This is a genomic window from Spirochaeta isovalerica (assembly GCF_014207565.1).
Classification (GTDB): domain Bacteria; phylum Spirochaetota; class Spirochaetia; order DSM-2461; family DSM-2461; genus Spirochaeta_F; species Spirochaeta_F isovalerica.
In genome coordinates this window covers 372,150-385,036 of record NZ_JACHGJ010000001.1, presented here as the reverse complement: position 1 = coordinate 385,036, position 12,887 = coordinate 372,150, and the positions used below count along the sequence as shown (strand labels likewise).

Here is a 12,887-nt window from a genome sequence, read left to right as displayed (position 1 = left end):
TACACTTTTTCCCGGGAGTCAAGAATGTCTACACATAGTGATGTTATAATCATAGGAGGCGGAGCGGCCGGTTTATCAGCAGCTCAATACTGCGCCAGAGCAAACCTTAACGTTATGGTTTTAGAGAAAATGGCTTCCGGAGGACAGGCTCTTCTCATAGATAATCTGGAGAATTATCCGGGTTTCCCCGGCGGAATAAACGGTTTTGAATTCAGCGAAAGACTTGAGGAACAGGCCAAAAAATTCGGTGCGGAGTTTACCAATACCTCTGTTCGAACTGTTGAAAAAGACGGAGATATTTTTACAGTAGAAACGGATAAAGGCCTTATGACCTGCTCCGCGGTCATAGTAGCGACTGGAGCAGCGCATAGACATCTCGGAGTGCCTGGAGAAGAAGAACTGGCCGGACAGGGCGTATCATATTGCGCCACCTGTGACGGACCTTTTTTCAGGGATGGGAAGATTCTTGTTGTCGGTGGAGGTGATGCCGCTTGTGATGAGGCGTCTTTTCTATCCAATCTTACTGATCGCGTCGTTCACATTCACAGGCGTGATCGTTTCAGGGCACAAAAGTCCGTAGCAGAAAAGGCGCTGAAGAACCCCTCGATAAATGTTAGATTCAATCATATCCTTGAAGAAATCAATGGTGACGGCAAAGTTTCTTCTGTTGTATTCAGGAACACGATTACAGGAGAAACATATAGTGAAGAAATGGATGCCGTATTCATTTTCATTGGTTCCGATCCTGTTACATCCTGTGTACCTCAGGTAAAAAAAGACGAGTCCGGGTATATAATCACCGACGAAAAAATGGAAACATCTGTAAAAGGCCTATTCGCGGCAGGAGATGTGAGAAACACGCCTTTCAGACAGCTGGTTGTCTCAGCTTCAGATGGTGCGATAGCTGCTCATTATGCAGCGAAGTATATAGATGAACTGAAAGGTCAGGCTTACGGAGCATAAATGGTTCTTAAGGATATCCGCTGTTTAATCTTCGCCGTTTTTTTTCTTTCCATCCCGCTATTAAATCTCATTTCATCCGAACCGCAATTTTATTCTGAGGAAGACAGTCAAGAACTGATTGAAGAAATCCTCTCTCTGATGACAGATGAGGAAAAAATCGGTCAGATCCTGATGCTTGGCTATATGGGAGACCGGCCTTCAGATGAGATTATGAAGTGGGTGCGTGATCGCGGGATCGGAGGAATCAAAATCTTCGGTTGGAATGCCAATGATCTTTCCAACTTAACGTACACAATCTCCGCAATGCAGGAAGCCGCTGTCGCCAACCGCTTTTCCATACCTCTTTTAATAGCAACCGATCAGGAAGGCGGCTGGGTTCGACACGTCAGGGGCAATACATCCATTACTCCGGGTAATATGGCTCTCGGTGCTTCAGATTACCTTTATGATGCCTGGAAAACCGGATATTACATCGGTCTTGAATTAAAAACACTTGGCATAAATATGAATTTCGCTCCGGTTGTCGATGTGTATCTCAATCCGGAAGCTGATGTTATCGGACCAAGAGCTTTTTCTTCTGATCCTGTAAAAACCGGTATAATGGGACTCAGTTTTTACAAGGGAATGGATATGGCCGGAGTTATCAGTACCGCGAAACATTTTCCCGGTCACGGCGATACGGATAAGGATTCTCATGGAACTCTCCCCAGGATCGATATATCACTGAATCAGTTGATGGATGTCGATCTGATTCCCTACAAAATCCTCATCGGCGATGATGTACCTTCTATTATGGTCGGCCATCTGGCATTCCCTCTGATCACCGAGGATTCGAGACCGGCCTCGTTATCAAAGTTCTTTATTACAGACCTGCTTCGCGACAGACTAAATTATAAAGGTTTGATAATCTCCGATGATTTATTCATGCATGGTGCAAGATCAGACGGACTCCCCCTGCCCGATGTATGTGAACAGGGAATCAGAGCCGGCCTGGATCTCCTTCTGGTATCGAGAAACCCTATGGAACATGAAAAAATCTGGAATCATCTGCTAAACCTGATAAAAGCTGATGAAGGGTTTGCCGATTCCGTAAACCGTTCAGTCCGCCAGGTTCTCAAAACCAAAATGAAGTATCTCAAAGGACCGGGAGCTGTTCCTATTAATCCTTCTGATAGGGGAAATCCCGATGATCATCTACCGGCTCCGGGAGCCGCAGACTTTTTTCTCCAACAGGCGCTAAGAAGCGTTTCCATACTGAAAAACCTTTCATTACCGCTTCCGGAAGATTCCCGTTACCTGCTGGCCGGTTCCTTTTCTTCTTTTTTTTATGAAGGAAGAAACAGATTCAATAAATCGGATTTTCACCGTTTCAGTTATAACCCCGATTATCGTGAAATTGTAGAAACTGCAGAGACAATCAGTAATTGGTCATCTTCATACGACTATATAATTTTTAATCTTCACAACCAGGATTCTCTGCAAATCTTAAAAAGGCTTGAACATTTAAAGGAAAAAATAATTGTCTTTTCTGTTCTCACACCGGTGTATCTCGCTGAAGTGCCCTGGGTCCAAAATTCAATAGCCGTGTACGGTACGGGCGATGAATCATTCCGTGCGGGATATGCCGTTCTTTCCGGTGATTACAATCCCGATAGTATTGTACCGGTTTCCATGGAAGGTTTAACCGAATGAAGTGGACAATCTGCGGGAAATCCGATCTGGGAAAACTTGTTGATTTTTCACTGCAGAACGAATGGGAGCACAGTTTTTTTACTTCCCGACTGATTGAAGAAGGTGAATTCGTTCTTCCCCAGCGGAACCGTTTTCCCGTATTTATTTTAAAAGACGGTTCATCGATCAGAGGAGCCTGCATGATAACATCATGGGGGAGCCTGTTTCCGGTTTTTTCTCAGATTGATCCTCCCGATAATAAAACTCTCAGAGAATTGATGACCAAGTTGAAGTTAAGTCTGAGAAAAGTCTACTCACTGATGGGCACTGAGGAACGGGTTGAATTGCTCCGACCCTTTTTGAATAGAGAAAAGGAAATTCCGGTCAATTACAATCTCATGGTGAAAGAGGCATACGGTCTGCCTGTTCAGTCTCCCCTATCGGCAGATTGCTCCATTCATCTCGCGGGACCCGATGATTCGGCATCGCTGCTGGGGCTCGAACTGGAATATCAGAGAGAAGAAGTTTTCCTGGATCCGACGCAGATAGACAGCTCCAGAATCTACCACAATCTCAGAGGGACTTTAAGCGAGCAGATCGTATTCTACGTACTACGGAATTCACTGCCCGTCGCCAAGGCCGGGACCAATGCGAGAGGATATGCCTGGAACCAGATCGGGGGAGTATACACTGACAAATCTATGCGGAATCAGGGATTTTCCACAAAGTTAATGTCCCATCTGATCGGTTATCTTGAAAAAGAAGGCAAAAAGACAACACTATTTGTAAAAGAGAATAATGTCTCAGCTGAAAAAGTGTATAATAAACTCGGTTTTCAACGCCGGAAAGGTTTTACCATAATCTACTATCTCTGAGGGGGAATACAATGTCCGAAAGTCGAAAAATCCTGATGGTCAGCAGTGAAGCTGTCCCTTATGCCAAGACAGGCGGACTTGCTGATATGGTGAGCGCTCTGGCTCTGCACCTCAGAGAATCCGGCGATGATGTCCGCATCGTTATTCCCCGATATTACAGCATAGACAAATCGAAACTGGAAAAAATCAACGGTCCGCTCGGAGTTCCTACCGGAACCGATGAGAAATGGACTGCCGTCTACAAAGATATGCTCAAAGGAAAAGTTCCGATATATTTCATCGATTACGACCAACTTTACGGAAGAGCCGGTATTTACGGGCCTTCAGGGAGCGAATCCTTTGAAGACAATGCAGAGAGATTCAATCTTCTTTCGAGAGCTTCATTTCAATTATGCAGAATGCTGGGCTGGTATCCCGATGTGATGCATTGTCATGACTGGTCAGCCGGCCTGATCCCTATCTATTTGAATACAACGGAGTTTGCCGGTGATTTTTCTCAAACGGCTTCGGTTTTTACAATCCACAACATCGGGTACCAGGGCGTCTTTCCAGCTGAAGAAACCATTCATACGGGATTGGTTGAAACGGCCGCCATGCTCCACAAAGATAATATGAATTTTTTAAAGTGCGCTATCGATCAGAGTCACGTCATAACGACGGTTTCACCGACATACGCGAAGGAGATCCAGACGGAACAGTATGGTGAAGGTCTTGAACATCTGCTTGATTACAGAAAGTACGATCTATACGGAATTCTCAACGGCGTGGATTACAATGACTGGAATCCCGAGACTGATCCTTTTATTGCGCCTGATAATTATTCAAAAGAAGATATGGCCAATAAAAAGAAACTGAAGGCTTTACTGCAGGAGGAAGCCGGTCTGGAAGTAACCGATAAAAAACCCCTTATCGGTATTGTCAGCCGCCTCGCGGACCAGAAAGGCTTCAGAGAACTCTGCGAACCTTTTTACGGCTGTCTCGCTTCGCTTTGCCGTTATATCGATCTGCAGTTCGTTATACTTGGCACGGGAGAGAAATGGTGCGAAGAGGAATTGAGCAGGCTTAACTCTACTTTACCCAATCTTCATGCCTGGACGGAGTTCGACAACCGGAAAGCTCATCTAATAGAAGCCGGCTCCGATTTTTTCCTCATGCCGAGCCGTTACGAGCCATGCGGTTTAAACCAGTTGTACTCTCTAAAATACGGAACTCTTCCCATAGTTCGCATGACCGGAGGCCTGGCCGATACCGTTGAGAACTACAATCAACAAACCGGAAATGGTACCGGATTCACTTTTTACGATCTGACACCTGAAGCCATATACAACGTCGTGGGATGGGCAGTCTGGGCCTGGTATAATAAAAAGGACCATATTGAGAAAATGAGGCAGAAAGCCATGTCCCGGGATTTTTCCTGGAACGAGCCGGTGAAAGAATACAGAAAGGTTTACGATATCGCCATGACCAAGAGAAGAAGCTAAACTTCTTTCTCAAGCTTTAAAAGCAGCCTTTTTTTTCTATGAATCAGTTTTTCCCTGATTTCCTGAGCCGGTGGAACAGGTCCTTTGAGAATTTTATCAATATATTTTAATGCTTCTCTGTAATCTTTTGCTTTATGTTCATAAAATTTGGCTAATTCTTCCACAGAAAAATAATGATATCCTCTATGATTCATACGTTGCCAGATAGCAACAGACTTATCCCACTCTCCATGGCGTTTCCAGTAAAGGCTTAGAAACTCTCCGGCTTTTCTATTTCCCCTATCCAGTTCCTGCTGCAGTAAATTAATACCCTCGTGTCTGTTATGAAACAAAAGCGTTCTGCCAAGAGAAAATCTGTCATAGGAAAGGTGAGACGCCTTTCCCTCAATTATTTCTTCTATCTGATGCAGCAGTAGAGATAAACTGTAAATATCCTGAAGATTGTGTGAAAAAACTCTTTCCAGTTTTTCCGTATCCCCGGTTTTTAAAAAATCAAACCACACATCGGGTATTTCGGCTCCGGGAATATCCGGTCCCCGTGTTATTGACATTATTTCTTTTTCTATCGTACCCAGGCGGCAATTATCCAGTATGTTTTTCCACAGTCTCCGGCTTGTATAGAGCAAATCCACTTCCTGTCTTTTTTTAACTCTTAAGCCGTTCATGAGAAAGCGGGTATTAATGAGGTGAGAATCATAGGTTTTTCCATTGTAGGAAACAAACACAGCATCTTCTCTGAAAAGACGGTTAAGTTCTTCCAGCAGATGGATCTCACCGGGGTAATCGGCGAGAAATAACTGGGTGATTTCAAAACGTCTATCATTAACACAGCCGATTCCTATAAGGAAAGGAATGGTTCCGGCTCCGGTAGACAATCCCGTAGTTTCCGTATCGTAAAAAATCAGGTTATCGCTTCTCGTCTCCTGTGGAAGGAGAAGTGACTGCGGATATACTTCATTCAAAGGATTTTCATAAGAAACGGTTTTTTTCCAGACATAAGGGCTGATTTCGGACCACCCGTCCAGGTGAGAAAGTTTGAAGGGCTGATTTATTACTTTGCCATGCGTTTTTTTTACCGGCGGAGACAGCCCGTCTTTTTTAAGGCGGGCCAGTCGTCCGGCCAGGGCATCGCGGCGGCTCATCGGCTAAAACCGCTTAGCCATGCTTTGAGAAAACGCTTCGTTGCATCCTTGGGATTCCCGGAAAAATCGTCTCTATCATCACAGGGGCCGACGCAGGATGGGCATCCTTCCCGGCATTGGCATCCCTCAATAAGAGAAAGAGATGCTTCCAGTATATTTCTCATTTGCAGATGGAAACCATCCGCGAGGCCGATTCCGCCGGGGTAATTATCGAAAAAGTATAATCCGGGTTGTTCAAAATGAGGATCTCTCACCCTACCCGCGACACCTATATCTCCTCTCCCGCAGAGAAGAAACAAAGGCGCGGTGTTGCGGACCACTGTGGCAAAACGGGACATAACCGGTGCCTGCAGCTCACCGGGGATTTCTTCAAAAGCTTCCCGGGCAGGAGAATCTTCGGAAAAAAGAAGAACCGCACTCCGCGTATGCATTTCATACTCGGGAAGAAAAATGTCTCCGTATCCTATGTTTTCATGAGTCTGGAATTTTATTTTTTTATATTTCGAGACTTCGCTGCGCACAAGAATATCACTGGAAACGAGATTTAATCCCATTACAGATTCTTCATCATCGACTCCCAGAACTTTTATATCCGTTTTGAGTATGGAATCTGTATAATAATTCACTGTCGATTCCTCGACATGGCAAAGATGGTTTTCAAGATCGAGTTTGAGAACCTTATACTGGTCCCCTTTATGTATATAAACCGCTTCCTCGAAGAGAAGCTCTCTAGCCGAATGGGCATCCATTTCCCCGATCACTTCATGCCGTCCGCGGGTCGTGTCTATGATAACGACATTCTCTTCTGCTCCGCTTCTCAGAGATATTCTTTCTGACGGATAGGATCGGTCCGCCCAGTGCCAAGTGTCTCCGGTATGCCTCAGAACGCCGTTCTCTTCCAGATAATCGAGCAGTTCTTCCACTTCACTACCGAACAGTTCTCCTTTTTTAAAAGGGATTTCAAAAGCGGCGCACTTCAAGTGATCAATCAATATGAAAAGATTATCGGGGTCTACAAAACCGGATTCGGGAGACGCTCCGAAGAAGTATTCGGGGTTCTGTGTCAGATACTGGTCCACCGGCGAGCTGGAAGCGATAATCATGCTCAACGATAACTGACTGCTTCTTCCGGCCCTTCCCGCCTGCTGCCAGGCCGAAGCTATTGATCCGGGATAACCTGCCAGAATAGATGCATCAAGTCCGCCGATATCAATTCCCAGCTCGAGAGCATTTGTGGAGACAACGCCGGAAATGGTACCATCGCGAAGCCCCTTTTCTATCATCCTGCGTTCTCCGGGCAGATACCCCCCTCTGTAGGGTTCCACTTTAATGCGGAAGTTTTCGTTGTAGTGGTTGGAAAGGCTTTTATTAAGATATGAACTGATAAGCTCAGTCTTCACTCTTGAACGTGCGAAAACTATGGTTTTGACTCCTCCTTTCAGCAATTTAAGAGCCATGCGCTGTGCTTCCAGAACGATTCCTCTCCGAATTCCCTGCACAGGATCAACGAGAGGAGGATTATAGAGTATGATATGTTTTTCCCCCGAAGGAGAGCCATTATCATCAACCAGGACGGTCTCCCGTTCCAGAATCCGTTCGGTCAGTTCTTTGGGGTTTCCAATAGTGGCGCTGCAGCAGATGAAGACAGGATCGCTGCCGTAAAATTCGGCAATCCTCTTTATCCTTCTGATCAGATTGGTCATGTGGGAGCCGAAAACGCCTCTGTATGTGTGAACTTCATCAAGTACGATATACTGGAGGGATTTGAAAAACTCAATCCATTTGGGGTGATTGGGAAGAATTCCCGAATGGAGCATATCGGGATTGGTGATAATGATACGTCCGCTTTTACGGGCGGAGATTCTCAATGAGCCGGGAGTATCTCCATCATAAGTGCAGATTTTAACAGGCAGATCACCATCGAGTACTATTTCGTTAAGCGATGCCTGCTGATCCTGGGAAAGAGCTTTCGTCGGAAACAGATAGAGGGCTCTCGCTTCTTCATTCTCCATCAGTGTCTGCAAAACCGGAAGATTATAACAGAGAGTCTTGCCCGATGCCGTTGGAGTGACGACGACAAGATCCTTCTTCTCCCGGGCCGTCTCATAACAGATCCTCTGATGCGTATAGAGTTTCTCAATTCCTTTATTGGATAGTGATTTTTTTATTATACCGTTCAGGTCATCTGGCAATTGGGCATATTTTCCTTCCCTCGGAGGAATATGTTCCCACCTGGTGACACAGGATAGGAAGTTTTTATCTTCTTTTAGATTTTTTATAATTGAACTCAGGCTATTCATCATAGAAAATGTATTATATATGGGTTAGTTGTAAAAATCCATGTTATATTATTCAGGATGTCTGTCACGGGAGGTTATATATGGCAAAGGTTCTCAGTTTAATATTAGGCGGCGGAAAAGGTACCAGATTATATCCTCTGACGCAATCACGTTCCAAGCCTGCCGTACCTTTCGGAGGAAAATTCCGTCTGGTCGATATCCCCATTTCCAATTGTATTAATTCGGGGTTCCGTCAAATTTACATACTGACTCAATTCAATTCCGCTTCACTTCATACCCATATTAATACGACTTATAAATTCGATAATTTCTCCAAGGGATTCATTGAGATTCTCGCAGCTGAACAGACATTCGAACACGATTCCTGGTATGAAGGAACAGCTGATGCCGTAAGAAAAAACTTCCAGCATTACGCATCTCTGGAACCGGATTATTATCTGATTCTTTCAGGGGATCAGCTCTATAAAATGGATCTGGAGAGTTTTCTCGACGAGCATATAAAAAATGGAGCTGACGTTTCCATAGCATCGACACCTGTGACAAGAAGAGCGGCCAATGATCTGGGAATAGTAAAAATTGATGAAACCGGTAAAATTATTGAATTTCATGAAAAACCGGGCCCCGATAAAGACATTTCAGATTTAAAAATCCCCCCGTCACAGTCCGATGGATCGGATAAGGAGTACCTCGCTTCTATGGGGATTTACATCTTTAACGCTTCAGCGATGGAAGAAGGCCTGGATAACAAGGATTCCGATTTCGGGAAACAGATCATTCCCTCCATGATTTCCACAAAAAATGTCCACGCCTACACCTACAAGGGATACTGGGAGGATATCGGAAAGATCTCCGACTTCTTTGACGCCACTTTGAACCTGGCGACCCCTGTCCCTCAGTTTAATCTATATGATGAAGAAAACCCTATCTATACGAAACAGAGAGACTTGCCGCCTTCTAAAATAAATTCCTGTACAATCAATAGTTCCCTTGCAACGGAAGGTTCAATTATTACGGACTCTTATATCAGCAACTCGGTAATCGGAATCAGAACGATAATCGACTCGGGAGCCACGCTTGACGGGGTTTACTGTATGGGCGCGGATCGTTATGAAACGCTTGCGGAAAAAGAAGAAAATAGAAGACGGGGAATTCCCAATATCGGAATCGGTTCCGGCTCTATCATCAAAGGCGCCATAATTGACAAAGATGTCCGAATCGGAAGTGCCTGCCGTATAGGTGTTGATAAAATGGACCGGAAAGACGGTTCATATGAAAACTACCATATTATTGACGGCATCATTGTAATACCGAAAAAGACGGTTATTCCAGACGGAACGATAATCTAGGAGTCCAATGAATCAATATAATATTACTCTGGAAATCAAGGCCCCTGTATCCTATTACAGGGTTCACTGGTCTCCTTTTATTAGGTTATCGAAAGAGAGAATACGTTCTACGGTTCCATCAGAAGCCGGGATATTCCAGGTATTTCTGAACAAAAAGGGAAATCTCGATTTGCTCGGAACCCATCAGGCTTATTACGGAGGATTGAGGTCTATCTTTCTGGAAATCATGGATGAAGATTGCCAGGTTTCCTTTCCCGATAAAGAGAAGCTGCGGTCAGAAGAAACTTATATACGATACGCTCTGTCGAGCAGTAAAGACGTTTTAAGGGATATTTTGCATCACTTTACCGGTTCTGAAAGTTCCGGACGGTTTGAAGAAATCCTGGTGGAAGAGAAAGAGACGATGAAGGTCGCCCGCTAGTTAAGGCTGTAAAACTCTTTTATCTGAGAGAAAAGTCCCCGGTCTGAATCGGCAACATCCATCTTTTCTATAGTATCCATGGTTTTCCATTGTATCTCCGTATGTTCAAGCAACTGAAAGTTCTCGGAAAGAAGTGTCACCTCATACGCAGATAGGAGAAAGTCTTTCCCTTTATGGGAAAATGTTCCGCTACAGATAAAGACACCGGGTTCAACGTCAATGCGGAATTCTTCATCCCATTCGCGGATAATTGCTTCGCGATCAGTCTCCCCCTGTTCTACTTTGCCGCCGGGAAATTCCCATTTCTCACTGAGTGCGCCTCCCGGCTTTCTTTTGGCTATCAGGAATTTCCCGTCTCTTCGGACAATTCCCGCGATGGAATGATTAATTGACATGTTGAAATCGATCTCTAAAGAAAAAGGGCTGTCGGGATCAGAAAATGGATCAATCCGATAATGATACCGGCTATACCCAGAATATTGCCATATTTGTCAGTCAGATCTTTGACAGTCTGTACGAATTTGTTTTCAGCGTTTTCTTCGCTGCTGAAAAAGTAATAAATGATGATAATCAGCCCCATAGCCATTGCCGTAACAGCCGGAACAAGATCGCCCAGAATAGCCATACTGGCTTCGCTGTGGTTGAGCAGTGCAAAAAGACCTGTCAAAAGCGTTATGGAACCGAGAATAACCCGATACATTCTGTTTTCCATTTTATCCGAAAAGATTTGAAAACCCTCAATCTTGGTACTGAGAAACTTCGATGAAATAGTTAATCCGGCAACAATATTTGTCAAAACCGTTAAAAAGTAGATTTGTAACATATTTTCTCCAACCTTGTGACTTCACTTTCTCCGTGGAATGATTCCACAGCTCTTACCTTATCAGTTTAATATTCTTTATGCCCGATGAACAGGGCAGGTCTCTGATTTATGAGATTTTTTTCTTCAGCACTTTTGTAATACCGCGCATTTCAATTCTGCAATAGACATATCCGCTTCCGTCGTCAGGTAAAGCTGCTTTAAGAATCCTCTCCTCCTTTTCATCGGGCAGAAGATCCTGTGCTGTAATGCCTGCTTCAGATTCTTCCATATAAAAAAGTGCTTCTATCAGGGAATTGGAATCTCCGCTGTCTTTTTTGTTTCTTATAGTCAGCGTTGCCATGATCTGATCATCAAATTGAAAAGTCTTCAGCTTCAAACTGTATTCTTCTATTGTGACTGTGCCTTCTCTTTTATAAATAAAAGGGACAATAACACCGGAAATAATGACTATGAAAATTAAATCAATCAGAACAATCCGGAATGAAGGATTTCTGGCAAAGAATCCCTTTTTTTCCACCGGTTCTTTGATGTTCCCCATATGGTGACGCTCTTTTCTGCTGCTGTGATAATGAGAGTCATCCAGCCCGGCGGTTTCCCAGTTCTCAGCCATTTTCGTCATTGATCTCCAATAATTTATCAGTTCGCCACCATATAATTCTGGCTTCGCTATCAGTATAAACCATTGCGCAGAGAATCCCTGCATCGGAAAGATAAAAATCAGTGTTGAGAATCTCGCGGTCATCCATCAGGAGACGGTATTCTTCGGAAAACAAACCTTCTTCGTCCCGAATAAGAAGAGAGTACATGGAATTCTCACTCAGACTCAGGAAGAACTGCTTTCCCTTTGCTGTACCGATCAGACTGTAAGGTGAATCGATCATAATCCCGTCAACTTCCAGCGTATTTTCGGGAAGCCGGGTCCAGTCATGCCATTTTTTTTCGGCAACGGAAAAATTCAAAGTTCCCCCGAATATCTCGCTTACCTCATCACTGCTAGCTTGATCGGCACTTCTGAAGTAAGTCATTTTAAGAAAAATTTCGTAATGGCTCAGATCGGGAAGAATGCTGTCCAGGCTGATGGAAAGATCCGTCTCCCCGGCAGGCATGGGGATAACCGATTCCCTTATCTCAACGGAATAACGGAGCGTCCCGGATGGAGTGTACCAGTTCACATACCAGGATTCGTCATCGCTGCTTCGCGTCCTGTATAAGACGATAAGTTCCGATTTATCACTTATCCACAGATCTTCGATATAAGGGAAAGGCTGCCCGCCTGTACCTTCCATTCCAATGAAATTGACATATTCACCCTGCGATGTAAATTGCAGAATATTGCGGTCCATTAGTGTGTTTTTATCTTTCACCTGACGGTTTGGCGCTACTTTATCAACAATAAAGATGCTGTCCTCGGAAACAGCCAGGGCTCCGGGAGAGTTGAACTGCCATGGTATGACTTTCCTGTTCACTTCGGAATCGTCCGACTGACGGGACAGCAGTTCCGCCGGATACGGGTTTCTGTCAGGATTGTAAATCAGGGTAAGAAGATCGCCGTAGGAATTGAATTTGAGCAGCTTCCCCGATCGGCCATTGGTAATATAAAAGAAACCGTTGAGCATCTCCATATCATTGTCAGCCGAAAACCGGAGAGATTCTCTTTGAAAATAATCTATCTCCTCGGCGAGCTTGCCCAGAGGGATTGAGAAAAGGTCTACTTTCTCCAGCGTTTTCACCTCTTTGGAACCACAGGAATTCAGAAGCAGGATCAATGAGACAGAGATGAAAAAAAATGATCGATTAAGCATATTCAACCTCGCTAAAGGGGATTTTTACATTCCTCTTGAAGATTGTCAATCGAGAGCCTCTGA

At 44.4% G+C, this 12,887-nt stretch carries 12 protein-coding genes; 6 read left to right on the top strand and 6 right to left on the bottom strand.

Going from position 1 to position 12,887, the window contains the following annotated elements:
* Nucleotides 1-24 precede the first annotated feature (24 nt).
* The 4 genes from trxB to HNR50_RS01590 are packed head-to-tail and all read left to right on the top strand — an operon-like array spanning nucleotide 25 to nucleotide 4,990.
* On the top strand, nucleotides 25-963 hold the full coding sequence (trxB, locus tag HNR50_RS01605; RefSeq protein ID WP_184742747.1) for a thioredoxin-disulfide reductase: 939 nt from the start codon (nucleotides 25-27) through the stop codon (nucleotides 961-963).
* Complete coding sequence (locus tag HNR50_RS01600; RefSeq protein ID WP_184742745.1) at nucleotides 964-2,655, top strand: glycoside hydrolase family 3 protein; 1,692 nt, start codon at nucleotides 964-966, stop codon at nucleotides 2,653-2,655.
* Entirely contained in the window at nucleotides 2,652-3,509 is an 858-nt protein-coding gene (locus tag HNR50_RS01595; protein WP_184742743.1) for a GNAT family N-acetyltransferase, read from the top strand. Before HNR50_RS01600 ends, HNR50_RS01595 begins: the two co-directional genes overlap by 4 nt.
* 11 nt (nucleotides 3,510-3,520) lie before the next feature.
* Nucleotides 3,521-4,990 (top strand): glycogen synthase, encoded by a 1,470-nt coding sequence (locus HNR50_RS01590; RefSeq protein WP_184742741.1) that lies wholly within the window; start codon nucleotides 3,521-3,523, stop codon nucleotides 4,988-4,990.
* Here the strand turns inward: HNR50_RS01590 and HNR50_RS01585 are convergent.
* Together HNR50_RS01585 and HNR50_RS01580 are read right to left on the bottom strand one after the other, a co-directional pair.
* Complete coding sequence (locus tag HNR50_RS01585; protein WP_184742739.1) at nucleotides 4,987-6,132, bottom strand: ribonuclease H-like domain-containing protein; 1,146 nt, start codon at nucleotides 6,130-6,132, stop codon at nucleotides 4,987-4,989. The two genes, HNR50_RS01590 and HNR50_RS01585, sit on opposite strands and share 4 nt — an antisense overlap.
* On the bottom strand, nucleotides 6,129-8,435 hold the full coding sequence (locus HNR50_RS01580; RefSeq protein WP_184742737.1) for a DEAD/DEAH box helicase: 2,307 nt from the start codon (nucleotides 8,433-8,435) through the stop codon (nucleotides 6,129-6,131). Before HNR50_RS01580 ends, HNR50_RS01585 begins: the two co-directional genes overlap by 4 nt.
* Nucleotides 8,436-8,512: 77 nt before the next feature.
* Here HNR50_RS01580 and HNR50_RS01575 point away from each other — a divergent pair, with 77 nt between their 5' ends.
* Both HNR50_RS01575 and HNR50_RS01570 read left to right on the top strand, forming a co-directional pair.
* Nucleotides 8,513-9,778, top strand: coding sequence for a glucose-1-phosphate adenylyltransferase (locus tag HNR50_RS01575; RefSeq protein ID WP_184742735.1), 1,266 nt, complete (start codon nucleotides 8,513-8,515; stop codon nucleotides 9,776-9,778).
* A gap of 7 nt (nucleotides 9,779-9,785) precedes the next feature.
* Nucleotides 9,786-10,199, top strand: coding sequence for a hypothetical protein (locus HNR50_RS01570; RefSeq protein ID WP_184742733.1), 414 nt, complete (start codon nucleotides 9,786-9,788; stop codon nucleotides 10,197-10,199).
* On the opposite strand, the gene HNR50_RS01565 is transcribed toward HNR50_RS01570, so the two are convergent.
* The 4 genes from HNR50_RS01565 to HNR50_RS01550 all read right to left on the bottom strand — a co-directional run bounded on the left by HNR50_RS01565 (nucleotide 10,196) and on the right by HNR50_RS01550 (nucleotide 12,824).
* On the bottom strand, nucleotides 10,196-10,594 hold the full coding sequence (locus tag HNR50_RS01565; protein WP_184742731.1) for a (deoxy)nucleoside triphosphate pyrophosphohydrolase: 399 nt from the start codon (nucleotides 10,592-10,594) through the stop codon (nucleotides 10,196-10,198). The two genes, HNR50_RS01570 and HNR50_RS01565, sit on opposite strands and share 4 nt — an antisense overlap.
* Nucleotides 10,595-10,608: 14 nt before the next feature.
* Nucleotides 10,609-10,911 carry a hypothetical protein gene (locus HNR50_RS01560; RefSeq protein ID WP_184742729.1) on the bottom strand — a complete coding sequence of 101 codons (303 nt, stop codon included), beginning with the start codon at nucleotides 10,909-10,911 and terminating at the stop codon, nucleotides 10,609-10,611.
* A gap of 217 nt (nucleotides 10,912-11,128) precedes the next feature.
* Nucleotides 11,129-11,632 carry a hypothetical protein gene (locus HNR50_RS01555; RefSeq protein WP_184742727.1) on the bottom strand — a complete coding sequence of 168 codons (504 nt, stop codon included), beginning with the start codon at nucleotides 11,630-11,632 and terminating at the stop codon, nucleotides 11,129-11,131.
* Entirely contained in the window at nucleotides 11,625-12,824 is a 1,200-nt protein-coding gene (locus tag HNR50_RS01550) for an LIC_12708 family protein (protein WP_184742725.1), read from the bottom strand. Before HNR50_RS01550 ends, HNR50_RS01555 begins: the two co-directional genes overlap by 8 nt.
* Between the last annotated feature and the right edge of the window lie 63 nt (nucleotides 12,825-12,887).